General features: G+C 60.9%; 23 protein-coding genes and 2 pseudogenes. 7 read left to right on the forward strand and 18 right to left on the reverse strand.

Annotation, left to right across the window (positions count from 1 at the left end):
* From MMB48_RS07135 to MMB48_RS07145, 3 genes are all read right to left on the reverse strand, one after another.
* Positions 1-1,440, reverse strand: a complete 1,440-nt coding sequence (locus MMB48_RS07135) for an ABC transporter permease (RefSeq protein WP_032743677.1) — start codon at positions 1,438-1,440, stop codon at positions 1-3.
* A complete protein-coding gene (locus MMB48_RS07140) occupies positions 1,427-2,665 on the reverse strand; it encodes an ABC transporter permease (protein WP_015438734.1) in 1,239 nt (412 codons plus the stop codon). The genes MMB48_RS07135 and MMB48_RS07140 overlap by 14 nt, the downstream gene beginning before the upstream one ends.
* 116 nt (positions 2,666-2,781) lie before the next feature.
* A complete protein-coding gene (locus tag MMB48_RS07145; protein WP_015438733.1) occupies positions 2,782-3,765 on the reverse strand; it encodes an ABC transporter ATP-binding protein in 984 nt (327 codons plus the stop codon).
* A gap of 384 nt (positions 3,766-4,149) precedes the next feature.
* Here MMB48_RS07145 and MMB48_RS07150 point away from each other — a divergent pair, with 384 nt between their 5' ends.
* Both MMB48_RS07150 and MMB48_RS07155 read left to right on the forward strand, forming a co-directional pair.
* On the forward strand, positions 4,150-5,502 hold the full coding sequence (locus MMB48_RS07150) for a sensor histidine kinase (RefSeq protein WP_032743676.1): 1,353 nt from the start codon (positions 4,150-4,152) through the stop codon (positions 5,500-5,502).
* Positions 5,502-6,155: a response regulator gene (locus tag MMB48_RS07155; protein WP_032743675.1), complete on the forward strand. Its 654-nt coding sequence runs from the start codon at positions 5,502-5,504 to the stop codon at positions 6,153-6,155. Before MMB48_RS07150 ends, MMB48_RS07155 begins: the two co-directional genes overlap by 1 nt.
* Before the next feature lie 182 nt (positions 6,156-6,337).
* Here the strand turns inward: MMB48_RS07155 and MMB48_RS07160 are convergent, their stop codons facing one another.
* Positions 6,338-6,961: a DUF47 domain-containing protein gene (locus MMB48_RS07160; protein WP_012577947.1), complete on the reverse strand. Its 624-nt coding sequence runs from the start codon at positions 6,959-6,961 to the stop codon at positions 6,338-6,340.
* Positions 6,962-6,978: 17 nt separating this feature from the next.
* Complete coding sequence (locus MMB48_RS07165) at positions 6,979-8,031, reverse strand: inorganic phosphate transporter (protein ID WP_032743768.1); 1,053 nt, start codon at positions 8,029-8,031, stop codon at positions 6,979-6,981.
* 250 nt (positions 8,032-8,281) lie between these two features.
* Between MMB48_RS07165 and MMB48_RS07170 the strand changes: the two genes are divergently transcribed.
* Positions 8,282-9,577: an alpha-amylase family protein gene (locus MMB48_RS07170; protein WP_032743674.1), complete on the forward strand. Its 1,296-nt coding sequence runs from the start codon at positions 8,282-8,284 to the stop codon at positions 9,575-9,577.
* A 170-nt stretch (positions 9,578-9,747) separates the two neighbouring features.
* On the opposite strand, the gene MMB48_RS07175 is transcribed toward MMB48_RS07170, so the two are convergent.
* Positions 9,748-10,032, reverse strand: a complete 285-nt coding sequence (locus tag MMB48_RS07175; RefSeq protein ID WP_032743673.1) for a hypothetical protein — start codon at positions 10,030-10,032, stop codon at positions 9,748-9,750.
* Positions 10,033-10,197: 165 nt separating this feature from the next.
* Here MMB48_RS07175 and MMB48_RS07180 point away from each other — a divergent pair, with 165 nt between their 5' ends.
* The gene (locus MMB48_RS07180; RefSeq protein ID WP_155270623.1) at positions 10,198-10,374 is read left to right on the forward strand and encodes a hypothetical protein; all 177 of its coding nucleotides are present in this window, start codon (positions 10,198-10,200) and stop codon (positions 10,372-10,374) included.
* A gap of 163 nt (positions 10,375-10,537) precedes the next feature.
* Here the strand turns inward: MMB48_RS07180 and MMB48_RS07185 are convergent, their stop codons facing one another.
* From MMB48_RS07185 to MMB48_RS07205, 5 genes are all read right to left on the reverse strand, one after another.
* Positions 10,538-12,760 (reverse strand): DEAD/DEAH box helicase, encoded by a 2,223-nt coding sequence (locus MMB48_RS07185; protein WP_032743672.1) that lies wholly within the window; start codon positions 12,758-12,760, stop codon positions 10,538-10,540.
* Positions 12,761-13,158: 398 nt separating this feature from the next.
* Positions 13,159-14,448 carry a uracil-xanthine permease family protein gene (locus MMB48_RS07190; protein ID WP_032743767.1) on the reverse strand — a complete coding sequence of 430 codons (1,290 nt, stop codon included), beginning with the start codon at positions 14,446-14,448 and terminating at the stop codon, positions 13,159-13,161.
* A 111-nt stretch (positions 14,449-14,559) separates the two neighbouring features.
* Positions 14,560-15,390, reverse strand: coding sequence for a histidine phosphatase family protein (locus MMB48_RS07195; protein ID WP_012577951.1), 831 nt, complete (start codon positions 15,388-15,390; stop codon positions 14,560-14,562).
* Positions 15,391-15,440: 50 nt separating this feature from the next.
* Complete coding sequence (locus MMB48_RS07200) at positions 15,441-16,022, reverse strand: haloacid dehalogenase-like hydrolase (RefSeq protein ID WP_012577952.1); 582 nt, start codon at positions 16,020-16,022, stop codon at positions 15,441-15,443.
* 126 nt (positions 16,023-16,148) lie between these two features.
* The gene (locus MMB48_RS07205) at positions 16,149-17,519 is read right to left on the reverse strand and encodes an MFS transporter (RefSeq protein ID WP_032743671.1); all 1,371 of its coding nucleotides are present in this window, start codon (positions 17,517-17,519) and stop codon (positions 16,149-16,151) included.
* 148 nt (positions 17,520-17,667) lie between these two features.
* Here MMB48_RS07205 and MMB48_RS07210 point away from each other — a divergent pair.
* Positions 17,668-17,760 (forward strand): annotated as a pseudogene (locus MMB48_RS07210) (YccF domain-containing protein); the annotation flags it as partial.
* A 131-nt stretch (positions 17,761-17,891) separates the two neighbouring features.
* Positions 17,892-18,239: a VOC family protein gene (locus tag MMB48_RS07215; protein ID WP_032743766.1), complete on the forward strand. Its 348-nt coding sequence runs from the start codon at positions 17,892-17,894 to the stop codon at positions 18,237-18,239.
* A 141-nt stretch (positions 18,240-18,380) separates the two neighbouring features.
* Here MMB48_RS07215 and MMB48_RS07220 read toward each other — a convergent pair whose 3' ends face one another.
* The 4 genes from MMB48_RS07220 to MMB48_RS07235 form a co-directional block, all read right to left on the reverse strand.
* Positions 18,381-19,220, reverse strand: a complete 840-nt coding sequence (locus MMB48_RS07220) for a sulfite exporter TauE/SafE family protein (protein WP_032743670.1) — start codon at positions 19,218-19,220, stop codon at positions 18,381-18,383.
* A 120-nt stretch (positions 19,221-19,340) separates the two neighbouring features.
* On the reverse strand, positions 19,341-19,679 hold the full coding sequence (locus tag MMB48_RS07225) for a hypothetical protein (RefSeq protein WP_032743765.1): 339 nt from the start codon (positions 19,677-19,679) through the stop codon (positions 19,341-19,343).
* Positions 19,680-19,693: 14 nt separating this feature from the next.
* Positions 19,694-21,658 (reverse strand): ferrous iron transport protein B, encoded by a 1,965-nt coding sequence (feoB, locus tag MMB48_RS07230; RefSeq protein ID WP_032743764.1) that lies wholly within the window; start codon positions 21,656-21,658, stop codon positions 19,694-19,696.
* Between the two features lie 179 nt (positions 21,659-21,837).
* Positions 21,838-22,089 (reverse strand): FeoA family protein, encoded by a 252-nt coding sequence (locus tag MMB48_RS07235; RefSeq protein ID WP_032743763.1) that lies wholly within the window; start codon positions 22,087-22,089, stop codon positions 21,838-21,840.
* Positions 22,090-22,526: 437 nt separating this feature from the next.
* Here MMB48_RS07235 and MMB48_RS07240 point away from each other — a divergent pair, with 437 nt between their 5' ends.
* Positions 22,527-23,081, forward strand: a complete 555-nt coding sequence (locus MMB48_RS07240) for a helix-turn-helix transcriptional regulator (RefSeq protein ID WP_032743669.1) — start codon at positions 22,527-22,529, stop codon at positions 23,079-23,081.
* A 21-nt stretch (positions 23,082-23,102) separates the two neighbouring features.
* Here the strand turns inward: MMB48_RS07240 and MMB48_RS11700 are convergent.
* The 3 genes and pseudogenes from MMB48_RS11700 to MMB48_RS07250 form a co-directional block, all read right to left on the reverse strand.
* Positions 23,103-23,219: pseudogene (locus tag MMB48_RS11700) on the reverse strand (excalibur calcium-binding domain-containing protein).
* A 195-nt stretch (positions 23,220-23,414) separates the two neighbouring features.
* The gene (locus tag MMB48_RS07245) at positions 23,415-24,566 is read right to left on the reverse strand and encodes an SPFH domain-containing protein (RefSeq protein ID WP_032743668.1); all 1,152 of its coding nucleotides are present in this window, start codon (positions 24,564-24,566) and stop codon (positions 23,415-23,417) included.
* 373 nt (positions 24,567-24,939) lie between these two features.
* The gene (locus MMB48_RS07250; protein WP_032743667.1) at positions 24,940-26,484 is read right to left on the reverse strand and encodes a DUF6591 domain-containing protein; all 1,545 of its coding nucleotides are present in this window, start codon (positions 26,482-26,484) and stop codon (positions 24,940-24,942) included.
* Between the last annotated feature and the right edge of the window lie 402 nt (positions 26,485-26,886).

The following is a 26,886-nucleotide window of genomic DNA, read 5'->3' on the forward strand; positions in this document are numbered from 1 at the left end:
TCACTCGGCCAGCTGCGTGGTGGCGGGCGCGGCCAGGGTGGGACGGGATCGGCGGAAGCGGCCGGCGGCCAGGCCAATGCAGATGAACATCACACCGAACAGTGCGACCAATCCCAGCGAGCCGGCCCAGCCGGCGACGCTCACGCCGCTCTCCGCAGCCGTGCCGAAGCCGAGCGCGTTGTCGATCGCGGTGCAATACCACCAGCCGGGCAGGAACTTGGCTATGGTCACCATCACGCCGGGCATCATGTCAACCGGCAATGCGACGCCCGACGTGAACATGATGAGCAGGCCGAAGATATTGGCGAATCCGTTGGCAGCCGCCTCCGAAAACCCGAATTCGCTGAGCATGAATCCACAGGCGACGGTCATCAGCGCATATACGCAGGTTGCGCAGAACGTCATCAGCACTCCTTCGGCGCTCAATGTCAACGGATCAAGTCCTGCCGCGACCATCAGACCGACCGCCAGCACCAGATAACCGACGCATACGACGAGCGCGAATCCGCCCAACGTCAGCAACCGCTGGAGTCCCATCGACGACATACGTTGCGGGGATGCGGTGAGACGACGGCGAACCTCCCCGGTGGTGAATGTGCCCAGAATCATTGATCCGCAGACGGTCATCGCCAAAAACAGCGGATGCAGCGCGGTTTTCATGGTGTTGCCGAATCCGCTGGCCGCCATGTCCGAAGCACTTTCCGCGTCCGCGCTTGCCGTGTCGATCACAGCGACCTTATGGTTCGCGTCCATGTCACTCGCCGATGCGGCAGCCGCTTTCGATGCCTCGAACAGATCGCCGACGCTGGGTTTCTCAATCTGACCGGCCGGCAGCATATCAAGCATGTCCTGATTCGAGAATTCACCAAACCCGCCCATGCCATCTTCAGACGAATCACCCGCAGTGTCTCCAATGTCGATGCCGGCCATAGCTGCGAGCGCCGCACTATCGACCGTCGTATGCGAGCCAATCAGTGCCGTACGCGTGAGTGAAAGGAACCCGATGACGTTCATCCGGGCCATCGAGCCTGCGCCGGACGTATAGCTGGTGACCGTGTCCACGCTTGGTGGATTCTCGCCTGTCGCCGCGGCATCAATGAAATCGTCGGCGAAACCATCGGGGATGATGACGATCAGATCCACCCAGTTCGAGGCGACGGCTTGTTGCAGAGTTTCACTAGCATCGTCAACGTTCACCAGTTCGCTGGAATCCGACAGGTATGTGCGCATCGATGACGCGATGCCGCCCCTGTCCGAGTCTCGATCGATGACGGCGACACGCATTTTGGCCGGCTCGAATGCCGCGGCTGCGGAATCGGATGTGCCAGACAGCATCGACCAGCTGATAGACAGCATCATGATGCCCACGAACACGAGGTAAATCAACAGGTAGGCCCTGTGCGAGAACAGTACACGCAATGTGGCTTTACAGGTGTTCATAGCGTTGCCTCCTCAGCATTGCGATGCCAGCCAAGAGGAATACCGCGCTCATCGCCAGCAAAATGGCACAAGTGGTGATGAACGGCTGGTAGCTGTCGTAGTACAAAATGTCGTAAAACAGGTTCGTCACCTGTTGCGCGGGGTTGATGGTGCCGAGGATGGGCGCGTTGCGTGCTATCCAGTCACTGATCTGCATGGCGAAGCCGCCGTACAGTCCGGTGAACAGCGACAATATGCAGGCGATTCCGCTCGACAAACCGTATTTCGTGTCGTAGGAAAGCTTCGGTACCGCGCCGAGCAGGGTGCCTGCTGAGCTGGTCATGAACGAGGCGATGATGACCGCGAAAATCGCTGCCGGTTCGCGTCCGCCGAGCGAGACGTTGCAGGCGAGCCGGATATAGGCCAATGCGATGGACAGGGCGACCGACGAGCACAGCCAGCAGGAGAGGAAGCCCGCGACGAGCTGTTTGGCCCGGCTCAGCGGCGCTACGGTCCGCCGTATGCCCAGCGCGGACAGGTTCGCCTGTGCGGCGGCGACTGTGCTGATGGAGTATCCCATGGCCATCATGCAGGACATGGCCAGCAGCGCGTAATAGTATCGGGCGATCGCGTCAGGCTGGAAATGCGTGAGCGTCGTCTCATGGGTCATGTCGACGTTCTGCCCGACGCTGTTCCAGAAGTTCCGGCTGAGCGCGGCCTGTGGATTGTCGGCGATGGTCTGCCGGGTGACGGCGTCGGTGCGGTTGTACAGGTCGATGACGCCGCGCAGGGCCGCGAGGCTAATGTCCAGTCCGCTGTTTTGCGTGGAGTCTTTGGCTGTGACGGCGGTTTCCCGGCTCACGGTCATCGCCAATCGGCCGTTATTGTCGGCGGTCAGATAGCCGTTGGCAGTGCCGTCGGCGAGCCGTTGTTCGGCCTCCTTCACGGTGCCGACTGTGGTGATGGTCAGCAGCTTTTGGTCGATTCCGGCGTAGGTCGTGTCGTCTGAGGCCGATTCCGTTTCCCCGGCCAGCGCGTCTACGAAGGTGCGGGCACCGTCCGCCTGCTGCCAACGGGTGTCTTCGATGACGGCCATCGGCACCGGCTTGAGTTCATATGCTTCGGCCAGCCCGCCGAACAGTCCGTTGAACATGGTCGCCAGCACGATCGGGAACACGGTCATCCAGAACAACGCCGACCGGTTGCGCAAGTTCGCTTTCAATGCGACCAGAAATGTGGTCCACATGATGTCTCCTTACCTGCTCCCGCTGACGGGAGCTGTCGGCGAAGCCGACTGAGGGTGGTTGTTGCAAGGCCACCCCCACTCGCTTCGCGGGAGCCCCGCTAGCGGGGGCAAGATTGTTAGTCCCTTAGCGCCTTGCCGGTGAGTTCCAGGAATACGTCATTGAGGGTGGGCGGGCGACTGGTCAGGTGGCCGATGTTGGCGCCGGAGCGTTTCACCGCGTCGAGCACGTCGGTCAGGTTGTGTTCGCCGCGACGGCATCGCACGTCGAGTTCCTTGCCGTCGTAGGTGGCTTCGATCACGCACGGCAGCGCACGGACCTCGGCCATCGCCGAATCCGCCAGATCGAGCGTTTCGATGGTGATGCGCTCGCCCGTGTCGATCATGTTCTTGAGCTCGTCGGCGGTTCCGAGCGCCAGGTGCCGGCCGTGGTCCATGATGAGGATGCGGTCGCAGATCTGCTCGACCTCCTCCATGTAGTGGCTGGTGTAAATCACCGTGGCGCCGGCCTGGTTGAGCCGCTGGATGCCTTCCAGAATCGAATTGCGGCTTTGCGGGTCGACGGCGACCGTGGGTTCGTCGAAGAAGATCAGGTCAGGCTTGTGCGCGATGCCGCAGGCGATGTTCAGGCGTCGCAGCAGACCGCCGGACAGTTTGCCGGGCCGGAACTTGCGGAAGTCCTGGAGTCCGACGAATTCGATGGACTCCTCGACCAGCGGCGCGCGGTCAGTTTTCTTCGGCACGTACAGCGAGCAGAAGTAGTCGATGTTTTCGGTGACGGTCAGTTCGTTGAATACGGCCACGTTCTGCGGCACGATGCCGATACGGCGCTTCAGCGCGTATGAGGTCGGCGTCATCGGCTGGCCGAATACGCGAATCGTGCCCGAATCGTAGGTGAGCAATGCGAGGATGCAGTTGATCGCAGTGGTTTTGCCGGACCCGTTCGGCCCAAGCAGGCCGAAAATCTCGCCCTGGTTCACGTCAAGGTCAAAGTAGTCGAGCGCCACCATGTCGCCGTAGCGTTTGACCAGTTGGCTGACGTGCACGGCCAGAGCCGGGTTGGTTGTCGAGTCGTGTTCGGAAGCTCTGTTGTCGGTTGCCATAGCCACTCCCTTCCTTGGTGATTCCATCATCCCAAGAAGGGGCCGGACGCCGCCACAGGCAAATGTCACGACTTGGCTGTACAGGCGTGACATTTGTCATTACAACCCTTCGGCGTCGGTCTGCATGGCCTTGTACACCTTATCGACCGGCATCAGGCTGATCTCGTCCATCGAATAGTTGGACGCCCTGTGGCTTTGCGCAATCATCGGTATCATCCCTTTACGGTTGTGTCGACAACATCCGACGCTTGTGCCTCATCTATTCGGGAAGTGTGACCCGTTGTCTTGGACCGTCATGCGAATAATTCCGCACGCCCGTCAAGTTCGTCGTGTTCCGCACACCGCTAGACTGGTGGTGGAAGAGCGTCGAGCCGGGGAGGTGCCATGCGCGTGTTGGCCGAGAAGGGCTTGCTGCTCGTGTTGGGCCTGGCTTTGGCCTGGCTTGTCGGGGTGCGGCTCGATGGCGTGTTCATCGCCGGTCTGCTGTTGGCCGTTTCCGTCGCCGGATTGGTGGAATGGCTGCGTCCCGCGCAATGGTCTTGGGTCTTGTGTACGGCGTATCTCGTCATCGCCGTGGCAGTGCCTTCATGGTGCGCGTTCATGCCGCTCATCGCCTACGATACTGCACAGCTGCCGGCCCTCGCCTCGGCCGGAGCCCGAACTGGGGCACGGACTGCGGCAAGCGGCCGTTTCCCCAGTGTCTCGCGGACCGCGGCCTCTCACCGTTCCCTTGCCGATGCAATACGTTCGGCCCCGTGGCTTTCGGTCGCCGCGCGCTGGATATGGGTGTTGCCGCTGATCGCGCTCTGGTTCGCCCGTGGCACCGACCGTCTCCAGACGCTGGTGATGACGATGGTCGCCCTGCTTGGATTCGTTCTGGGCCGGGCCCGCGCCTCCTCGGACGAGGCGCGGCGCGCGTTGCTGCACGCGCAGGACAGGGCGCGCGAATCCTCGCGGGCCACTCGTTCGCGCATCGCCGACATCGATGAGGAACGCGCCCAGTCGATTCGCATGGCGACCCTCGGCGAGCGCACGCGTATCGCCCGGGAGATCCACGACAATGTGGGCCATCTGCTGACCCGCGCGATCATGCAGGCGCAGGCCGGCAGGACGGTGGCCGAGGCGACAAATGATACGGTCGCCGCGCAAGGGTTCGCCACGTTGGGTGCGACGTTGGATGATGCGATGACGATGGTGCGCCGTTCGGTGCATGATCTTGAGGATGACGGCACTGATTTCGCCGCGCAGATCGATGATGCCGTCACGTCGTTCGACGGCATCTCCCCCGGTTTCGCCGTGACGCTGGCGAACGACATCGCCAAGGCGCCCGCGCCGGTCTCGCGCTGTTTCGCGACCGTGATTCGCGAGGCATTGTCGAACGTGGTGCATCATAGTGCGGCGCACGAGGCGAGCGTGACGTTGCGCGACTTCCCCGCGTTCTGGCAGTTGGTCATTCAGGATCCGGGGCCGGCCGTGTCCGAGTCCGATGGGTCCCGGACGGCCGCTGTCCGCCCGCGTGCGATGTGTGCCACGCGCGTCGGCTCGCGACTCGCCGCCGACAGTGTTGCCGATATGCGCGGTTCGGCCGATGAGCTGATGCGCGGCATGGGTTTGGCGGATATCGAATCGCGCGTGCGCGCCCTTGGCGGCACCGCGGTCTGCGGGCCGTATGAGGACGGCTGGCGTGTGTTCGTATCCGTGCCGAAGAGGCGTTGGACCATGGAATCGAGGGATTGATGAGAATCGCAATCGTGGATGATGATCCGATCGTCTGCCAGTCGTTGGAGACGATTCTGACGGCCACCGGCACGGCCGAGGTGCTATGGACGGCAAATGACGGCGATACCGCCGTGCGCCGTTATTTCGAGACGCCGGCGAGCCGACCGGACGTACTGCTGATCGATATTCAGATGCCCGGCACCAGCGGTTTGGATGCCGCGCGCGAGATTCTGGCCACGGACCCGGCCGCGCGCATACTGTTCCTGACCACGTTTGCAGACCAGTCGTATATCGCGCAGGCGATGGGGCTTGGCGCCAAGGGCTATCTCATCAAACAGGATGTGGCGGCGGTCGGGCCTGCGCTGCAGGCGGTGATGGCCGGTCAGGTGGTGCTCGGCGCGGAAGTGCTCGGCAAGCTCACCGAACGGACTCCGAATCCTGCCGATTCCGACGATTCCAGAGATACCGCCGATTCCATCGAGGGCCTGCTTGGCGAGCGCGAACGTGAGATCACCGCGCTGGTCGCCGAGGGCCTCGATAACCGCGACATCGCCGCCAGACTGTTCCTGAGCGAAGGCACGGTCCGCAATCGCATCAGCGCGATACTGGACAAGCTCGGCCTGACCAATCGCACCCAACTCGCCATCCTCTGGCTCAACGCCCATCGGTGAGGGGCCTTTGGTCAAGTAGGTCTCTCCCTCCGTCATCGCTTCGCGATGCCACCTCGAACGCGATTCAGGACAGCTTGCAGCTGACCTCTTATTCGCTCGTTGTCACTCACCCTTGCCTAAAAACACCTCCGGCGTTTTCTTCACGGCTCGGCTCATCAGAGGGAGGTTGTGAAAAACCAACCTCAGCTGTTTTTCATGACGATACTGTCGATGGTGTTGGCCACGCGCTCGCAGTCGTCGGAGCACTGTTCGAGGTGACGGTACACGTCATGCCAGGCGAACACCTGCAGCGGATCGGTGCAGGTGGTGTGCAGCGTGCGCATCGACTCGATGAACAGGTGGTCGGCGTCCGTTTCGATCGTGTTGATGGCGAACACCAGTTCGCGCAACGTCTTGGAATGCCGGAATCGCGGCAGTTCGTTGACCAGCTCGCAGATGCTTTCCGTGGCGCGCACCACCATATCCGACATCTGGACCGCATCGTCGCGCATGTCGGTCACATTGTCGTAGTACATGCGGTTGAGTACGCCTTCGATGCTGTCGGTCACATCGTCGAGCACGTGGCCAAGCTCGTCGATGTCCTCGCGGTCGAACGGCGTGATGAACGCGGTCACCAGTTCGTCCATCATATCGTGGCGCACCTCGTCCGCCGACTTCTCAATCGCGTGCATGCTGTCCATGCGTTCGCGCAGCTGGTCCGGATTGAAGTCGTGCATGACCTCGGACAGCAGCTTCGCGGCCTGGCATGCGTAGTCCGCGCTGCGGCGGAACCCGTCGAAGTAGAACACGTCTTTTTGTCTCGCCATGATGGGTGGATTCCTTTCTAGAACACGACCATGAACAGTTTGGCCATCACGAAGCTGATGAGACCGCAACCGGGGAAGGTGAACACCCAGGTGAGCATCATGTCGCGCACCACGCCGAAGTTGATGGCGGAGAGGCGGCGTACCGCGCCCACGCCCATGATGGCGCTGGTCTTGGTGTGCGTTGTGGAGACGGGGATGCCGAGCACGGTCATGACGAGCAGGCACAGCGCGCTTGACAGATCGGCCGAGAAGCCTTGGTATTTCTCGAGTTTCACCATGTCCTGGCCCACGGATTTGATGATGCGTTCACCGCCGACGGACGTGCCTACGCCCATGATGGTGCTGCACAGAATCATGAGCCAGACCGGAATCATCACACCGGTCACGCTGGGTTGGCCGTTGCAGAACGCCATGCCGAGGAACAGCACGCCGATGAACTTCTGGCCGTCCTGCGCGCCATGCATGAAGCTCATGGCCGCCGCGCCCACGATCTGCGCGTAGGTGAAGAACCCGTTGGTGCGGCGGCGGTCCATGCCAGCGCAAATCAGGGTCACGGCCTTGCATACCAACCAGCCGACGGCGAAGCCGAACAGGAGGCTTGCGACCAGACCGTAGAGCACCTTGACCCATTCGCCCATGTTGATGCCGCCGATGCCGCCTTGGATGGCGATGGCCGCTCCGGACAGGCCGGCGATCAGACTGTGGCTTTCCGAAGTCGGAATACCCAGCAACGAGGCTCCCACGCTGTATACGACGATGGAGAACAGTGCCGCGCATAGGGCAATCAATGCCGCATTCGTATCACCTCCGAAATCGACCATATTGCTGATGGTGGAGGCCACGGAGGCATTGAGCTGCGTCATGATGAAGACGCCGAGGAAGTTAAAGATGGCCGCCATGATCACGGCGGAACGCACGCGCATGCATCGCGTGGTCACACAAGTGGCGATGGCATTGGGCGCATCGGTCCATCCATTGACGAAGATAACCCCCAGTGTCAGCAATGTTGTCACGAACAGAGCCGGGTTCGAGAACACCTGCTGAATGAAATTCGCCAGGGAGACATCCAAGGAAATCAACACCTTCTTCTTCGGGGGCGGAAGCCGTCACACTGATTGTAGCGGAAGAATGGCTACGTAGTTTCCGTGGCGCGCGGATTTTATGGTGTTGTTATGTTGCGCGCCGCGCATCCTTTCGTGAAAACAGAGCGGGACAGTCGTATGCTTCGATTCGGCGCCTGCATCGACAACTCTCGTCATCTACCGAGGATTCGGTCATACGTGTGCGAAAATGGACGCGGCGTCAATCAGGAGGTGCACGGTGGCGGTAAGCGCAGATTCGGCTCACGAGCTACCCGAATGGGTGAAGTACGGGATGTTCTGGCACGTGTACCCGTTGGGATTCTGCGGCGCCGATATCCGTCCCGCCGGCCCGCGCGAATTCCATGGCCGTGGCCTTGACGCGCTGATTCCTTGGCTGGAATATGCCCGTGACTTGGGCGCTTCCGGTCTGCTGCTCGGTCCGATATTCGAATCGGCGACGCACGGGTATGACACGCTTGACCATATGCACATCGATGTGCGGCTGGGAGGAGATGCTGCATTCGACCGGCTGATCACTGCCTGCCGGGATATGGGTTTGCAAGTGATATTGGATGGCGTGTTCAACCATGTAAGCCGCAATCATCCTGCCGTTCAGGCGTCGCTTGACGAAGCCGCCGGCCGCTTGGATCCGGCCGATAACCCGTGGCACGGTCTGGTCCGCACGCATGTCGGCGATAATGGCGAACCCACTTTGGATGTGTTCGAGGGGCACGACGATCTGGTAGCGCTGGACCATTCGTCCGATAAGACCGTTGACTATGTGGCCCGTGTGATGAACTACTGGCTGGATCGCGGGGCTGCCGGTTGGCGACTTGACGCCGCGTATGCGGTGCCGAGCGCGTTCTGGGCGCGAGTGTTGCCACAGGTCAAGGCCACGCATCCGGATTCGTGGGTTTTCGGCGAGGTGATTCATGGCGATTACCCGCGCATCGTCGAGGAATCCACGATGGATTCAGTCACGCAGTATGAGCTGTGGAAGTCGATTCAGCATGCGCTGGAGACGGAGAACTTCTTTGAGTTGGATTGGAATCTCAAGCGGCATAATTCGTTCCTGGATTCCTTCGTGCCACAGACGTTCATCGGCAATCATGATGTGACGCGCATCGCCTCGCAGATAGGCTCGGCCAAAGCGGCGTTGGCGGTGGCGGTGTTGCTGACGGTTGGCGGCGTGCCGAGCATCTATTACGGTGACGAACAGGGCTATGTGGGCGTCAAGCAGGAGCGGTTCGGTGGCGACGATGATATTCGCCCGAAGTTCCCCGACTCCCCCTCCAATCTCTCCACATTGGGTGAGCCAATATACCGGTTGCATCAGGCGCTGATTGCATTACGCCGCCGCAATCCATGGCTGATTGACGCGCGTACCGAGGCACTCGAACTGGAAAACAAGCATTTCGTCTATCGCTCAGTGAGCGCCGACGCCCAGCATTCCCTGACCGTGGACCTCAACATCGAGCAATCCCCCACTTTCACCATCCGCAACGCCGACGGCAGTACAGCGTATCAATACTGAGCTACCTCATCAGAGGGAGCTCATCATTTACCGCCGAATGCCTCGGATCAGCAGGTCGAGCAGGTACCCGTACGACCGGTCGACCCGTTCGCGGCCGCGTGTGCGGGGTTGTGCGGAACGCAGTTCGAATTGGATGAACCCGTGTATGGACACCCAGATGGAGGATGCAATCAGGTGAGGGTCATCGTCACGGATGCGACCGAGTCATCCAGCAATCTGCGCAGGGTGCCCGGCAGGGAGCCGGAAATGGATTCGGCAGCCATCACGGATTCCTTGGATGCGCCAAGGATGTCCTGGGGCAGGTGGGATCCTCGCAGCGCGTCCGTCAGGCTGGTGGTGTACGTGCCGGCCTGCAGCGACCCCATGATGCCGACGCCGAGCGTGCCACTGAGTTCGCGGATCGTGTCGTTGACGGCACTGCCCATACCTTCCTCGCCGACCGGCACGGCCGTCATCAGTGTGTCGGTGGCGGTCCCTGGACGAGGGCGATGCCTGCGGCCATGACGGCCGCGAACGGCAGTGTGGCAATCGCCATCTCGAGCGCCGAACACCCACGCAGCGCCTGGAACCATTAGGTCGTGAGGAAGATGAAACCGAACAGGCACAGGAAGGCGGCGCCAATGGCCAACGTGCCGATGACGGCGCACACCCAGAACACGCTATCCCATGCGAACCGTTGCAGCAGGATGCCGCCGATGACCGGGCCCGAGCGCTATGCCCACCCCGGATGTGCCGACCCGCAGTCCGACGGCCAGCCCACGCATAGGCGATCCGTCGAACAACCCGATGATGGATGACAGCGTGGCTCCCATCAAGTTGTGTATTAATATCATATATTTATGAAACATTGATACACATCATGTCGGGAACAGGCATCCACATCGAAAACACCGACCTACAACACAATCAGGCCCGACGACCATCAAAGGTCGTCGGGCCTGATTCATACGCGCTGTCGGACTAACGGCGTCCGGACTTCATACGGAATGGCGCATTGTTGCGATTCTTCTTGGAATGGCGGCGGTTTGGGCCTTCCGTGTTGCCGTATTTGGCGATCATGCGGCGTTCGTGACGCTTGGTACCTTCTGAACGCTCGTCGCGTACGATGCGGTTCTCGTTCTTGCGATGGATGCGCTTGCCGCCTTCGCCCTGACGGGTGTTGCGCATGGACTGCCTGCGGCCGTCATGGGAACGCTCGTCATAGGAGAAGCCGTAGTCCTCGTGGCTGCGCTCATTGCGGCGCGGCTTACGCGGACGCTCGAAATCGCGGGGATCAGTACGATCGAAGCGACGGCTTGATCCATGCTTACGGCCGCTGAAATCATCGTTGCGGCCGTATTCGGCCCCGTCGCGCTTGTCGAATTTTCCGCCCTTGCCGTACCGATCATTGCGACGGCTGCGACCAGAATCGCGGCCTTCGAACTTGCCGCCACGACGATCGTCGTACCGGTTCTTGCCGTACTCGTTGCGGCCATCGTCCTGACGCTCGCCGTAACGGTTCTTGCCGTATCCGTCGCGACGGCCGCCCTTACGGCGGTCATCGCCATGCTCGAACAGATAGTCGCGGCGCTCGGCCTCGGGGTTGCTCATGCCGGCGCGGCGTTCCGCACGGTTGCGGTTCTTCTTCACGGCCTTCTTGCTGGCCTTGTCGCCGTGCTTGCGCTGCGGCTCGCCTTCGGCAACAAACTCGCCACCTTCGTTCTCGTGCTGGAATTCGGTCTTGGCAACGTTCTGCTCGTCGCGATTGCGATTGCGATTGCGATTGCCGCCGCGGCCGGACTCGTCGCCCGCCGCGTTCTTGGCACCCTTGTTCTTGCCCTTGCGCGGGTTGCCCACGGGCTGCGACTTGTCGAGGCTCCAGCCATCCACGCGCTCGGCGCGGTCGCCCACAAGCTCAAGCACTTCGGGCGAATCGTGGGTCACTTCAATCATCTTGGTCTTGATGCCGGCCTGGTTCAGCAAGCGGCGCGTCTCGCGTCGCTGCTCGGGCAGCACGAGGGTGACCACGTCGCCCGCCTTGCCGGCGCGGGCGGTACGACCGGAGCGGTGTACAAAGGACTTCGGGTCGGCCGGCGGCTCGACCTGCACCACGAGCTCCACGCCGCCGACGTCTATGCCACGGGCGGCCACGTCAGTGGCCACCATGACGCGCACATCGCCGGAATCAAATGCGGCGAGGTTGCGATCGCGCTGGTTCTGGTTCAGGTTGCCGTGCAGCTCGGCGGCCGGAATGCCGTTCTGCGTCAGATTCTTGGCGAGCTTCTTGGCCTGGAACTTGGTGCGGGTGAACAGGATGCGGCGGCCTTCGCCCGAGGCGAGTGTACGCACGAGTTCGTGCTTGTCGCCGCGCGTGGTCTCGAACACGTGGTGGGTCATCAGATCAGGTTCGGTGGTGGCCGAATCGACCTCGTGCACCTTGGGATCATGCAGGAAGGTGTTCACCACTTCATCCACGCCGTGATCGAGCGTGGCGGAGAACAGCATGTGCTGGGCGTCGGGCGAAATCTGCTCAAGCAGTCGCTTGACCGGCGGCAGGAAGCCCATATCGGCCATTTCATCGGCCTCATCGATGACCACGACTTCGACGGACGAGAGCGTGAGCGCCTGCTGGCGCAGCAGGTCCTCAAGGCGGCCCGGGCAAGCGACCACGATATCGGCGCCGGCCTTCAGATCGCGGATCTGGTGGATGTACTTGACGCCACCGTACACCGTGGTGGTGTTCATGCCAAACGTGTGGGCCAGCGGCATCAGCACGTCGTTGATCTGGTTCGCGAGCTCGCGGGTGGGGGCCAGCACCAGGCCGCGAGGGTGCGGCAGGAAGTCGTCGGCGCGGCGCTCTTCCAGGCTGGCCTTCTTGCGGCGCTTGATTTCGTTGCGGAACTCCTCCATCGCGATTTCGCCAAGCGAATCATAGGAGCCCAGCCGGGTGACCAGCGGAATGGAGAAGGCGAGGGTTTTGCCGGAGCCGGTGCGCCCTCGGCCGAGAATGTCGCGGCCGGCCAGTGAATCGGGCAGGGTGTCGGCCTGAATGGGGAATGCGGTCTTCTTGTCATCTGCCGCAAGCACGCGCACCAGCGGTCCGGGTACGCCAAGTTCGCCAAAGGTAAGGGGGCGGGATTCCGCGCTGTCGTTCATCTGGAAATCAGCGGAATCGTCACGATCATCGAAATTATTACGGGGCACAGTGGCCTTTCATGTTAAAGGTTACGCAAATTACGCAAGCCTTCCGAGCTTAGCGTAAGCCCCCTACTTTGCTTGGTGTTCGCCACGCTGTCATCCCACTCTTTACTTATGACCCCATGGGGCGGTAATTGGCCCATGGGGCGGTAACTTGCCCATGAGGCGGTTTGAAGAAATTGTGAAACCGCAGAATAAAGCCATTTTCACCTACCGCCCCATGAGGGTTTTACCGCCCCATGGGATGTTTGCCGCCCCATGGGCCAATTACCGCCCCATGGGTTCTACCACCATGTAAGGCGAGCACCGCTCCATGGAACACGCAAATGGCCCCTACCAGTGAAGGTAGGAGCCATTGTGCAAAAAGGCTGAACCACAATACGGCCCAGTAGCACTAAAACACACTACAAAATATCCGGATCGTCTTTGGCAATAGTGCCGGTTGCCTTGCCAATGGCCTTCAGGCCGTGGTAGGCCACAAGAATCACCATCGTGCCGATGGCGATGCCGTTGAAGGAGACGCCGCCGATGGCGAAGGCGAACTGGCCGATGGCAATAATCATGGTGATGGCTGCCACCATGATGTTCAGCGGCTTGTCGAAGTTGACCTTGTTCTCAACCCAGATGCGGATGCCGATCATGCCGATCATGCCGTACAGCAGCGTAGTCACGCCGCCGAGCACTCCGGCGGGGATCGTGTTGATCACGGCGCCGAACTTCGGGCACAGGCTCAGGATCAGGGCGAAGGCGGCTGCGCACCAGTAGGCGGCGGTGGAGTACACCTTGGTGGCGGCCATCACGCCGATGTTCTCGCCGTAGGTGGTGGTGCCGGAGCCGCCGCCGAAGCCGGCGAGCGTGGTGCCCAGGCCGTCGGCCATGAGGGCGGTGCCGATCTGGTTGTCGTAGTCGCGGCCGGTCATCTGGGCCACGGACTTGACGTGGCCGACGTTCTCAGCCACAAGCACGAGCACAACAGGGATGAACATGGGAAGGATGGAAAAATCGGCCTGCGGCAGGTGGAACTTCGGGAAGCCGATCCATGCGGCGTCACCGATGGCGGAGAAGTCGACCTGGCCGCGGATGCAGGCATATACATAGCCGATGATTACGCCGACCAAAATGTTGAGGCGACCCAGCAAGCCCTTGAACAGCACGGCCACGAGCAGCACGGCCAGCAGGGTAACCAGTGCGGTGTCCGGCGCGGCTTGGAAGTTGGTCCACACGGAAGGTGCCAGATTGAAACCGATGATGGCCACAATCGCGCCGTTGACCACGGGCGGCATGATGATGTCAATCCATTTGGAGCCGGCGTAGTGCACGAGCACGCCAATCAGGGCCAGCAGAATACCGGTGACCATGATGCCGAAGCTGGCGACCGCAATGCCCTTGTTGGCGGTGGTGACCGCGGTGATCGGTGCGATGAAGCCGAAGGACGAGCCCAAATAGCTCGGCAGCACGTTCCTGTTGATCAGCAGGAACAGTGCGGTGGACATAGCCGTGAAAAACAGGGTGGTGGACGGGTCGAAGCCCGTCAGAATCGGCACCAGAAAGGTGGCACCGAACATGGCGATGACGTGCTGTGCGCCGATACCGGCGGTGCGCACCCAAGTCAGACGTTCATCGGGCTCGACGACCTCGCCGGGCGCCAGCGTCTTGCCGTCGCCATGCAGCCGCCATTGGAAGATATTGGACATGGACATTGCTCACTCTCCTCGCTCTTGCTTGGGGGTGCGGCACACACGACCGGCCGCGCCACGCGTCATTCTAGCGTACGAGGATCGTGCGGCGTCCATCCGTCGGAACGCTCACTTGCCGTAATACTCCAGCAGGTGGGGGTCGACGGCCTGCACCACATCGACCAGATCGCCGTTGGACAGGTACGGGCGCTTGAATTCGCGCCACGGCTCCACTTTGACCTCCCAGCGTCCGCTCGCCTCATCAAGCACGGGCCGGGCGGTCTGCTCCCAACGCACACGCTTGGACGTGCGACCGGTTTCGGGGTCTCGGCGCGTGTAATGCAGGCACGTGCAGTTGGTGATCTTCCAGTCGTCCGAATCGGCGCGATGCAGGAACTCCTCGTCGGCCAGATCCTCGATGGTGAGCATCAGGGCGAGCATGAAGTCGCCGTGCGTGACCATGACCACGGACTCCGAGTCGGATTTGCGGCTCAACGAGGTCAGGATGTTATGCACGCGGTCCTCGGCCACGTCGGCGATGGATTCGCCTGCCGGCGGCCGCCAGTACAACGGGTCGGTGTTCTTGAAGTTCCAGTTGCGGGCGTAGTTGGTTTTGAACTCGTCCTTGGTGATGGTGTTGATCTCGCCCCAGGAGCGTTCGCGCAGCACACGGTTCTCCTCCCACTTGGCTTTGGGCAAGGCCATGGTGGCCGCGGTCTCGCGGGTGCGCACATACGGCGAAACCATGTAGCGGTCGAACAGCTGCTGCTGGCTGACGAGCCAGCGTCCGATGCAGTCGGCCTGCTTGCGACCGGTGGCGGTGAGCCGCCATGAGCGGTCGGGCACGGTGACGTTGTCCTGCGTGTACAGGGAGTTGTCGCCCTGCTCGCCCGCCTGGACGATGACGTTCGCTTCGGATTCGCCATGTCGGATTACATAAAGATCGAGCGGCATGCTCATCTGCGCTCCTCCTTCGTTGTCGGTGACGTCGCGTTGTTCCGCGCCGTCCGCTATTTCACCCGCGTTATGGTGTCCCCTTTGACCATGAACGCGCGACGGGCCATATCGATCATCGGCTGGTCGAACTTCGAGTCGGTGTAGAACTCGTCGACGACGGCGTCCGGACCGTACAGCTCGCGGAACCGCCTGGCCTTGTTGGTGTTGAAGTTGAGATACGTAACCCTCATCGTCTCCAAATCGACCTTGCTGGCCACGAGGTTCCGCACGCCGAGCCTGCGGCAGGCCTCCCCCACCGTCAAATCGAAGGATGCGGTGAGGATCACGTCATCCGGTTCGGGCTGGTACCAGGGCTTGATGCGCGGGTAGTTCCGATCCCAGAAATCGTTCACGAGCTGTTCGACGCTCGCCACGCGTCGGGAACGGTTCAGTTCCGTAAGATAGCCTTCGGCCATTCTGCCCACGCCGTATTCCATCTGCTCAAGCGTGGCCCGCCCGAGTTTGTATTTGACCGCGTACCGCAGCACGGGTGCGATGAAACGGAACACCTTCGGGTCGTGTCGAGCGGAATACAGGTACAGGTCGAACAGGCTTTCGCCGTCGTAGATGGTTCCGTCAAAATCGAATACGCGCATACCTTCTGCTTCTACTCTGCTGTTCCTTGTTCAAGGCTAATCATGGCGGACCGGCAAAAGCGCGAATATGCGGTGAATTTCACATGAACACTGTTTTTGGAGGGTCGCAACCAACTTCCCCGGCGGTCATCGTCCCCGGTCCGACACCGTTCCGGCACGCCTGCGCGTCTGGCCGAACAGATAGACGCCGATGGGCAAGGTCAGCACACCGCCGATGACGAACACCAGCGAAATCGGAATCATGTCGGCCAGAGGCGCGAAGACCAGCATGCCCAGCGGCATGCCCAGCGTGCTGAGCGTGGTGTCGAGACCAAAGACGCGGCCGACCACATTCTCATCGGACTCGGTTTGCATGATGGTACGCATCGGACCCACGCAGATGGCGGAGGCGACGCCATTCGCCACGTCGACAAACAGGTACGCCAGCAGATTGGGCGCGACCCCGAGACCCACCACGGTCACGCCGACCAAAGTGACGCCGAGCGCGACCATGCGCATGTTGTCGCGCACGACCTTGGCCCCGACGGTGGACATGAACGCGCCGCCAAGCAACATGCCGATGCTCCATCCCAGCTCATTGGCCGCGAGTTTGTCGGAGGCGGTGGTCAGGTTGATGAATCCCAGATTCAGATCGATTCCCTCGTATTCGCGGGTCATGAGCAGCAGGGTCAGATTCATCGGGGCAACGGCGATGAAACAGGTCAGCGCGTCGCCCAACACCACGTTGCGCAGATTCGGCCGACGCCACGTGTAGTCGAATCCCACCTTGAGATCGGCGAAGACACGGCGGACGCCGGCGAGCGGCGAGCGTCCCTCCCCTTCGGACACGGCGTGCGCGGCACGCTCCGCCGTCGCGCGTCTCTTCGGCACCTTGATCAACGCCACGAACACGACGCCGATGACCGCCGTGGTCACGTCGATCAGCAGGATCGACCACAACGGCACCATGTTGATGAGCACGGCGGCCACAGCCGGTGCCACTATCATGTTCGCCGAGTTGATCACACCGTATATCGAATTGACGCGCAGCAGTTTGCCGGAGGGCACGACGTCCGGGATGAACGACTGCACGGCCGGCGTCTGGATGCCGCCGCCCGCCGAACGGATGAGCAGCACCACGAAGATCGTGGCCAGTCCGGCCCATCCCATCGCGAAACCCAACGACAACACGACGGTGACGGCGGCGATCACCATGTCCGGCAGCATAATCAGCAGTTTGCGATTATGGCGGTCCGCCCATGAGCCGCCGAAGATCGAGACCACGGCCTGCGGCACCACGCCGAACAGGGTGGCCAGCAGCATCGCCGAACCGGTTCTGGTCTGCAATACGATCCACCACCAGATGGCGTACTGCACGATGCTGGAGCCCAACAGCGAAAACGCCTGACCGACGAGCAGCAACGCCACACGCCGGATCCACGCGGCATCGGCCTCCTCGCTCGCCATGGCCTCGGCATACGCGCCGGGCCCGTCCACCCCATCGGACGTCACGGGCATGGTCGCTCCAATCTACTCGTCTACTCGGCGCTTCAAGACGCATGGGCCTGGTCCCGGCCCCGCTTCACCTCATACCAGTACCATAGAGTGGAGGTCTGATATACCATCCGGCATCTTCCGGGACACGGTCGAACGTAAGGAACCCGCTATGAGCATCATCGGCATTCCCCTAGGCATCCAGGCGTTCAAGATGGCCAAACTCGCGCTCTGGTCGTTCGGGGCGAACGTCCACGGGCTGTAGGTCATCGCGGCACGTGCGGCACAGGCCCGGACTTCACGACCTTCCAGGGCGCCACCCTTTCCATTCGCATCGTCTGCCGTCTATCATGGAATGCGGATGCACAACGCACCGAACGCATGAAAGGACAGATCATGATCAACCATGTGACCGTCAAGGTGAAGGATTTCGACAAGGAAGAAGCGTTCTACGAGGCCGCCCTGGCACCGCTGGGCTACGGCAAGGGTCCCGCTTTCCCGGGCGTTCAGGCATTCGTGGCGGAGGACGGTTCGTCGGTATGGGTTTCCACCGCCGCTGAAGGCGATGCCGTCGCGCCGGCCCACGTGGCGTTCGAAGCCGCCGACGACGACGCCGTGAAGGCGTTCCACGAGGCGGGTCTGGCCAACGGCCAGCCCGGCCCGCGTCCGGACTACGGTCCGACCTACTATGCCGCGTTCGTGCATGATCCGGAGGGCAACAACATCGAAGCCATGCACAACTGATCGATCATCGACCGATCGAGCGGGAATCCCGTCGGACGGAACACGCCTTCCATCCGGCGGGATCGTCATAATTCCCCCCACCCACGCCCACGCATCACCGCACTGCCGCGACTGTTCAGCATGCCCCAGCAGCCAGGACCATCACAGGTAAGTGTTCCAGCCAAGCTTGACGGCGAGGATAATGCCGGTCAACACGGCGGCGGCCCGCATGATGTTCTCCGGAATACGCCGGGTGATGGGAGGCGCGATCGCGCTGCCGATGGTGCAGCCGATGCACATCATGATGGCGAACGGCCAGCAGACGGAACCACGGATTACGAACATGACCGCGGCGGAGATATTCGCGCCGAAGCCGACCACGGTTTTCAATGCGTTGATCTGATGGAACGGGCCGATCCTGCCCAAATCGAGAATCGCCAAGGCAAGCGTACCGGCGGCCGCGCCGAAATAGCCGGAATAGACGCCGACGAAGCTCACGCCGGCCCACAGCCACCACGGATCGTCGCGCAATGCGCCGTTCATCGCCGCACCGGCGATCCGCGCGGCGCGCTCCGCCTGATACGATTGCGGCAGCGCCCGTGCCACGGCATCGCGCGCGGCCGCTTTCCTCCGTGGATTGAGCGCGATGATGAGCGCACTGAACAGAATCAACGGCGGTACCGCGAATTCAAAGACCTTCGCGGGCAATTCGAGCAGCAACAGACCTCCGATGACGCCGCCGACCAGACCGATGCAGGCATAGACGATCACACGCCGGCCCTGGCCCGTGAGCTCCTTGCGAGCGGAGAGCAGCCCGCCGATGCCGGTACCACACACGCCCACCGTGTTCGTGGTGTTGGACAGCACAGGCGGAATACCGAATGCCAGCAACGCCGGATAGGAAACCAATGAGGATGCGCCGACCGCGTATCCAACGAATCCGGCGGCGACGCCGGCTACAAGCACCGACAGCAACGTGGTGACGGACATTCCTGCAATCATGGGGCCCTCCCCCTTCTCATTCCGGTCTGTGTGGCAACGGGAGTCAAGCGTAATGGTTCGGCTCCCGCGCATCGCATCATCGCCCGTAACGTGGCCAAACACCGACGACGCCACCCGCATTCATGACCGCACCGAGGAGGGCGCCCTGAACGGGCATCCCGCACAGACCAGCGAGGCGGGGTCCGGTCGGCATGCCGTCCCGTCGCACAGGGATCGCGATGCGCGGTCCATCAATGTGACCAGCCCACGCTCCTGTGCACGCATGATCGCCATATCCACGAAATCGGAGGGCAGACGCCGATAGTCGGCGATCTGCGGAACCGTCATCCCGGTTTTAAGATCGGCGGCTATGTCGGCAACGATATCGGCCGGCTGTTCGTCGGCCGCCTGCCCATTTCGCCCGCCGACCGCGCGAAACGGGCGACGCCAATCGTGTGAGAGCGAGGACCGTCGTATCATGCGCGCCATGCGGATCACCACACCAAACGCAGTGCCTGGAAGGCGATGACGGCGATCACATACGCCACCACCAGACTCAGCATGACGGATTGCGCCGCGACTTTCGTGCCGAATTGCCGCCGCATCTCGGCGACCGTGGCCAGACATGGCGTGTAGGCGAGCGTGAACAGCAGGAACGCGATCGCCGCGGCCCTGCCGTGCCCGTGCGAGGACCGGTCGAACGAGGCCCGCAGCTTCTGCCCCAGTGTGCCTTCCGTGCCCTGCTGCGCGGCCGCGGCATCAGGTTCGTCGGCATGATAGGACTGCGACATCGAACCGATCACGACTTCCTTGGCGACGAATCCCGTAATCAGCGCGGCCGACGCATGCCAGTCGTCGAAGCCCGCCGGAGCGAACACGGGGGCCACCGCATCGGCGAGCACGCCGTACGCGGAATCGTGCACATCGTCGACATGCGCGAAACCGCCGGCACCGGCCGTCATGGGAATGCCCTGCAGCAGCCATAGCGCCATGATCATCGAGATGATGATCACACTGGCGCCGCGAACGAATCCCCATAGACGCAGCAGCACCGAACGAACCAGCTGCAGGGCGCGGGGGCACTGGTATGAGGGAAGCGCCAGCATGAGCGGCTCCGACTCAAGCCCACGGAATATGGTGTGGCGCAGCATCACGCCGACCAGCAGGATGATCATCACCGAAACGACGTACATGAGGAACACCACGAGACCCGCATACTTCGGAAAGAACGCATGGGCGAGCACCAGGAACACCGACAGGCGCGCGGAACACGCGGCAAACGGCACCAGCATGCCGGTCAGCACCCGCTGACGGGAATCAGGCAGGGTGCGGGTGGCCGCCAAGGCCGGCAGATTGCAGCCGAAGCCGACGATGATCGGCAGAAACGCGCGGCCGTCCAATCCCAAGGCGCGCATGGCGCGATCCATCACGAATGCGGCACGGGCCATGTAGCCGGAGTCCTCCAGAATCGACAGCAGCAGGAACATGATGCCCATCACGGGAATGAACGTCAGCACGGTGATCACGCCATCGAGCACGCCATCGACCAGCAGCGAACGCACCCAGCCGCCGCGCCAAGCCGCGCCGAACAGCCCAAGCAACCAGTCGAGGCCGGATGTGCACCAGCCGCGGAACGCCACATCGATCCAATCCTGCATCGGACTGGCCAGCGTCGTCGTGGCTTGGAACACCGTGAACAGAACCGCGAGAAAAACGATGACGCCGACCACGGGGTGCAGCAGCATGCCGTCGATGCGGTCGGATAAGGTGACGCGACCGTCATCGTGAACGTCAAGGCGACGCAATATGCCGGCGGTCCAGTCGAGACGGGCATCGGCCCGTGATTCAGCCCAGGAGCGCAGGTCGTCGACGGTGTGCCCGTCGGCGTCGGCCGTGATGGCGGACCATGCGGTCAGCCCAGAGGGAATGGGGGTTCCCCGGAAACCCACGGCGATGGCATCGGCCAACGCCTCGCCGCCGTCTCCGGTACGCCCGTCGACCGCGATGACCGGCATGCCATCCAGCAGACGGGATAACCGTTGCGCATCGACGCCATGGCCATTGCGCAATGCGAGATCGTTCATGGTGAGCGCGATGACGGTCGGCAGTCCAAGCTCCGTCACCATCGACAGCAGGTAGAGAGAGCGGGACAGCGCCGTGGCGTCCAACACCACGACGGCGAGATCAGGAGCGGGCATGCCCGACGCACCTATCAGCGCGTCGACGGCGACCTGTTCATCGGGGCTCATCGGCAGCAGTGAATACGTGCCGGGAGTGTCCACGAACTGCCAGAGTTGCGTGTGCGGCGCATCGTTCGCGCTCTTGTACCGGTACTGCCCGCAAGTGATGGACACGGTGGTTCCCGGAGCGTTCATCGTGCGTGTCCTCGCGCCAAGCAGCGCATTGAACATGGAGGATTTGCCGACGTTCGGATTGCCGACGAATACGACGCGCTTCATTGACGCCGCACGACCGGCATCGCAGGTGTCGCCGCGAGCGCCGTCACGCACGGCGCCATTCGCGGACGTCTCCGCATGGCGATCGCAACGCCGGCAGCAATCGTCCTGCGAGCTGCAGCAGTCGCCACCTCTCAGGTCCCGTAGATTCATCATTCGCGCATATTCTCGTTCTCTTCGTGTTACGCAACGTCGTCTTGCGTATGTTCGTCCTGCGCGAACCGTACGCGGACGGCCCGCGCGGTGGCGCCATCCACCGCGACGCGTTCGTCTCCGAAGGCGATGACCCGCCCGCCGAAAGCGCCACGCTGCACGACCCGCAGGCCCGTGCCCGGAGCCAGGCCGATCTCGCAGAGGCGGAACCGGTGCCGTTCATCCAGGTCGATGCCGTCCACGACGACGCGCATGGCGCGCGGGCAGTCGCGCAGCGTCATGATGGTGCCGCGCTCCCCCGTCCGACGCCGCACCGTGCCATCGAAGCGGCGAGCATGCGTATTACCCATGTTTTCACACATAGCAGGAAACGAAGCAAAGCACAAGAGTGTTTTTCACGGAACTGAACCGCACCCCGTTTGTTGGACGTCGGTAAGTGGGATGCAGTCTGAGACCGCGAGGGACATGCTCCGGAACTCCTCCGGGGTGCATCCCTCGAGTCGCGTCCGGCGACGCTTGTGCGGGAGCAGGGCAACCAATATAAGCGCAATGCCATTGCGGTTCACACACCCAATGCCGGTCTTATGGGATATGTAAGGCTAATCTCGGTAAGCTGGTGAAAGCGCAGATACGCAGTGAATTTCACATGAACACTGTTTTTTGGATTGATTTCGGTACAGGTAACGTACACTGGTGACAGCGTGGAAGGAGGTGCGTAATGGCGGCGTCTGAAATCGAACAATGGTGGATTGATAAGTTTCAGGAGAACCTGGGTCCGATTCGCAAGGTAGCCGGATGGACGACTCAGCAACTGGCCGACGAGCTGGGAGTCGCGCGACAGACGGTGTCTAACTTGGAGACCGGCAAAAGCCCGATGACCAAACTGCAGTATCTCGCTTTACGTACGGTGTTCAGCGCCGAGATCGCACGTCGTGAAGACCGCGATCTGGCACGCATCATCAAGACTTTGGTCGACGATCCCATTGAGCAACGCATTCGCGAACGGCGCGCCCAAGAGCAAGACGGCGAGGCCGTTGCCGACAATGCCCCGGTCAATACAGACTGTGGCAACGCTGCCGACAATGCCATTGCCGAGAAACGCAAGTCCAGTGCCGCCACATTGAAGGCTGCAAAGACTGCCGCAACGGGCAAGCCCACGCTCAGCACGGCGATGCAGGCTCTTGCCGTCATCACCGGCGCATTGGCCAGTGGAACCGCCGCCGGCATCATCACCTACTTGATGTTCCCGGACGGCGGCCCGAACAAGCGCTGAGTCTCCTCAACAACGCGAGCGCTACTCGCAGGCCACGCCATCGTGATCGCGATCGAGCTTGCTACTGTATCCGGGCTACCCCTGATAAATCGGAGCCGCTCCAGCCGCACGAACTTCAGAGCAATTCGCATAATGCACATTCTGCTGCGCTTGCTGTTGCTGCTGTGCCTGTCGAGCGGCCTCCTCAGCTTGCCGCTGGGCCTCGGCCTGTGCAGCAGCTGTTCTTCAGCGGCCTTTCTTGCAGCCTCTTCTTCGGCAGCCTTCTTGGCGGCCGATATACCGCACCAACGTTTCCCTCATTATCAACTGTCTCGAGTTGCATGAATGCGCCGTTTATAGGCCGAGAATTTCGTGCTTTTTTGCATCAAATTCTTCTTGGGAGAGAATGCCGATATCAACCAATTCCTTCAATTTCTTCATCGCCTCGACTTGTTCTTCCACAGACATGGATGTCGTGTGAGCGGCGGGAGCAGCGGCTTCCGGTGCCGGCGCTTGAACCGGGGCGGCCGTCATAGGATTAATGGCTTGCGCCATATTCATACCAAGCAACATGCCACCATCGCCAAAGCCGTTGTCTTGGATGCCTTGCGCAATGCGCTGCTGGGCAGCCATATTGCCAGCTTGTTGGGAAACGCCCTCGTATGCGGCAACATTCATCTTATTCGAGGCGAACTGCTGCACGAGTTGACGTGATTGCTCGGTGAACTCGATACTTTCGATGCCCACACTGGACACTTCAAAGCCAAAACGATCATTCCACGTACCTGCATTGGCCCGATCGCCACGCACGCATGCTGCGATGTCATTCGCCTTGCCGGGCAATTGCGAAATACGATATTCATTGGACAGCAAATTGATGGCCACAATAAATGACTGTACGAATTCAGACAGAATCTGCCTACGTGGCCCTTCATCATCGAATGAATACGACACGGTAGTGGCCGGCACAAAGTTACGAACGAATCGAACTGGATCAGCGACCTTTAGCGACATGGATCCGCGTGCGCGAATTTCCAAATCGACGCCATAGAACCGGTCGTTATACACCAGCGGCGCAGAAGTGCCGAATTTGATGCCACGAATCTCACGCAGGTTGACGAAGGCCACATATTTGGTGCGGCCAGGCTGACCTCCGAAGGTGAATCGATCGGCAACCTGATTGAAGAACGATCCGATGCCGTCTCCGGCGAGCACGCTCTGCTCCCCGTTGCGATATTCATAACCGCCCGACTCGGTGATGACGTTTTCGATACCTGTTTCAGAGAAAATGAACGCCGCAGTATTCTCTGGCACATAGATACGCGAACCATTGGTGATTATTCCCTCGGAACCGTATTCATTCGAACCGCGATCGTTGTTGCTTCCGCGGGGAATGCCCGGCACAACGACGGTGTGTTCCGTGAACGGACCAGCGGTGATGATATCACGCCACAGGTCCGCGAATGTACCGCCGAGCGCGCCGGCGAACGCCTTAATAACTGCCATCTGTTTTTTCCTCGATATCTCATGCATATGGCCGATCTTGCGACTATACAATCGCAAGACCGGCCGTTATGCTGGCATGTTGGTTATAGCTGCGTTTCGCGATCGCAGTATTCGCATCGAACGACTTCTTTGCGATGACCGGAAAGCGGAGCGCCACAACCTTCGCAATTCACCGAAACCACGGGTTCGGTAATCCCAAGCCCACTACGGAATGCGCCAAAAGTGTCTTTCAGGGTCCCGGCCAGAGCCTCCGTTCCGGGGATGGCCTTGTTGAAGACCGGCTCATCCATTGGCGTATACTGTCTGCCGCGTATACCCATATACCGTCATCGTTCCTTTCTTGGAAAACCGTTACCTCGATACGCCAGTCTGATCACTGGCCCACCGATGTGAGCTTCTGCGCGCATCGAGTCATGACCTCGGTGTAGTAGGCCGAATCCTCACTGCTGAGGGAGTTTTCGTCAATGGCGTCTACCTTCTGGGAGAACTCAGAGTAACGCTTCATCATGCCGGCATAGTCGGTAGCCATGCTGACCACGTTATCGGATTTCTGATATTTGTTCATGAAGGCAACATACTCATCGATAAAGGCCTCGTAGCTGTCCATCGTGGCCTTGAAGTCAGCACTGTCATTGGTGTTCTGCTGCGCCTTCTGATCCGAAGACTGGTCGCTCTGCTTGTTGGCATCGCTGGAATCAGTGCCCGTATCAGTGCTCTTATCATCCTGCTTCGCGGCGTCGCCGTCCGTAGACGTATCTTCCTTCTTTTCCGGAACCTGGATAGTGATGGACATGATGGTCTCGTCGTCAGTGTTACGAGAAACGCTCACACTGTATCCATCGGCGTTCTTGGCATTGAAACTGTCAGCGGACTTGCTATAGTCCACGGTGAAACCGTTGTCTTGCACGGACTTGACGTAGTCGGCATACTGCTTGGCGTCGGTACCGCACACCTCGATGGAGAAATAGTCCGAAGACTCGCTTTTAATTTCACCCTTTGTGGATTTCGGCTGCGGCAGCAGCGCCGCGATGTCCGACTCCGGCCATGAATATGCTTCGCACTTGGTGGCGAGCGATGCTTCCAATTCCACCCGATCAGCCTTGGCCTTCGCATCGTCACGAATTACGAACACGCCACCGATTACCAGACCCACAACGGTGATACCGACTGCCACCCAGGCCAGCACTCGGCCTTGCACCTTGCCACTCGGGCGGGTCACGTATACGGCGAAGCCTGAGAGCAGTGCCGGAATCACCGTGGCGAACAGCAGTCCGCCCCAGGATCGGCCAGAAACATCCACAAATTGGGCGAGTACGAACAACACTCCCCAAATAATGGCGAACACAGCCAGCTTGGAAGTCTTCTTCACCCCTTGTGCATTCGGAGCAAGCACGGCAGGCGCAGCGGCACCAGCAAAACCAGTGGCAGCACCGGCACCATGTGTGGCGGGTGCAGGAGCCACACCAATACGCTTGTCCAGAGCGGCGAGGAACTCATCAACGCGCTTGGCGCTTTCGTTTCCAGTCGCCTCCAGACGAATGGCGGCCCCTGCCGCACCCTGCGGGACTACGGTTAGCGTGCAGTTCACCCCATCATAGGAGTGGAAGGAAAACGCTCCGGTCTGGGTGTTTTCGTTATCCAAGGTAAACGTGGCACCAGTGGTCAGCTGGTCGTGAATAACTTGGAACAGCTGTTGCGGACTGACCGCATATACACGATCAAATGGCGCGCCGGCGGGCCGCTGCGATGCCGTAGCCGGAGTCATCGGAGTGGTGGTAGCACCATCAGACGCTACGTTCGGTTGGCCAGCCGGTACAGTATTCGGCACGGTAGGCGCATTCGCGCGATCTTCCGGTGCGTCATTCGTGCCTTCGGACGGTGGAACCGGCTGAGGTTGTTGATCAAATGGCGTTGTCATGATGCCCTTCTTTCCTTAAGCAGCAGCATTACCAGCACAGAAGAGGCAAGCCCGGCAACCGTTACGGTCAATCCGACTGCCATGGCAAGCCGGTATCGTTCGCTCATCATTGCGTCCCTTCTTATTGCTCGCTTTGCTCTGCGATACATCGAAACCAGTGTATGGCGTTGTTATTATGTACGCAAATTAGCATTTTGTATGCATGTTAGCTTTATTGTCGATGCTTGATACCGCGCATGAACATCCTTTCCGCCACCGCACCTACACGGATGGCATCGACCATTGTCGGCGACACGCGCGGGCCATACATCAGCTGACAACTGAATTTTTCGGCGTGTTTCCGAAAAGTCGGCGTCCTGTACGCTGGGAATCGAGCAACCGCGTACGATGGCGCAGCACAGC

It is taken from the genome of Bifidobacterium sp. FKU, from assembly GCF_026016385.1.
Taxonomy (GTDB): Bacteria; Actinomycetota; Actinomycetes; order Actinomycetales; family Bifidobacteriaceae; genus Bifidobacterium; species Bifidobacterium infantis.

Bases quoted from the DNA above. Each gene is read 5' to 3' on its own strand.
- MMB48_RS07150 (WP_032743676.1), top strand. From the start codon at position 4,150: ATGCGCGTGTTGGCCGAGAAGGGCTTGCTGCTCGTGTTGGGCCTGGCT.
- MMB48_RS07250 (WP_032743667.1), bottom strand. From the start codon at position 26,484: ATGACAACGCCATTTGATCAACAACCTCAGCCGGTTCCACCGTCCGAA.
- MMB48_RS07160 (WP_012577947.1), bottom strand. From the start codon at position 6,961: ATGGCGAGACAAAAAGACGTGTTCTACTTCGACGGGTTCCGCCGCAGC.
- MMB48_RS07200 (WP_012577952.1), bottom strand. From the start codon at position 16,022: ATGCGCGTATTCGATTTTGACGGAACCATCTACGACGGCGAAAGCCTG.
- MMB48_RS07180 (WP_155270623.1), top strand. From the start codon at position 10,198: ATGGCCAACGTGCCGATGACGGCGCACACCCAGAACACGCTATCCCAT.
- MMB48_RS07240 (WP_032743669.1), top strand. From the start codon at position 22,527: ATGGCGGCGTCTGAAATCGAACAATGGTGGATTGATAAGTTTCAGGAG.
- MMB48_RS07145 (WP_015438733.1), bottom strand. From the start codon at position 3,765: ATGGCAACCGACAACAGAGCTTCCGAACACGACTCGACAACCAACCCG.
- MMB48_RS07245 (WP_032743668.1), bottom strand. From the start codon at position 24,566: ATGGCAGTTATTAAGGCGTTCGCCGGCGCGCTCGGCGGTACATTCGCG.
- MMB48_RS07175 (WP_032743673.1), bottom strand. From the start codon at position 10,032: ATGACGGCCGTGCCGGTCGGCGAGGAAGGTATGGGCAGTGCCGTCAAC.
- MMB48_RS07220 (WP_032743670.1), bottom strand. From the start codon at position 19,220: ATGATTGCAGGAATGTCCGTCACCACGTTGCTGTCGGTGCTTGTAGCC.
- MMB48_RS07135 (WP_032743677.1), bottom strand. From the start codon at position 1,440: ATGAACACCTGTAAAGCCACATTGCGTGTACTGTTCTCGCACAGGGCC.
- MMB48_RS07205 (WP_032743671.1), bottom strand. From the start codon at position 17,519: ATGCCCGTGACGTCCGATGGGGTGGACGGGCCCGGCGCGTATGCCGAG.
- MMB48_RS07195 (WP_012577951.1), bottom strand. From the start codon at position 15,390: ATGAGCATGCCGCTCGATCTTTATGTAATCCGACATGGCGAATCCGAA.
- MMB48_RS07155 (WP_032743675.1), top strand. From the start codon at position 5,502: ATGAGAATCGCAATCGTGGATGATGATCCGATCGTCTGCCAGTCGTTG.
- MMB48_RS07235 (WP_032743763.1), bottom strand. From the start codon at position 22,089: ATGACGCTGCGCGACTGCCCGCGCGCCATGCGCGTCGTCGTGGACGGC.
- MMB48_RS07190 (WP_032743767.1), bottom strand. From the start codon at position 14,448: ATGTCCAATATCTTCCAATGGCGGCTGCATGGCGACGGCAAGACGCTG.
- MMB48_RS07215 (WP_032743766.1), top strand. From the start codon at position 17,892: ATGATCAACCATGTGACCGTCAAGGTGAAGGATTTCGACAAGGAAGAA.
- feoB (WP_032743764.1), bottom strand. From the start codon at position 21,658: ATGAAGCGCGTCGTATTCGTCGGCAATCCGAACGTCGGCAAATCCTCC.
- MMB48_RS07140 (WP_015438734.1), bottom strand. From the start codon at position 2,665: ATGTGGACCACATTTCTGGTCGCATTGAAAGCGAACTTGCGCAACCGG.
- MMB48_RS07225 (WP_032743765.1), bottom strand. From the start codon at position 19,679: ATGATACGACGGTCCTCGCTCTCACACGATTGGCGTCGCCCGTTTCGC.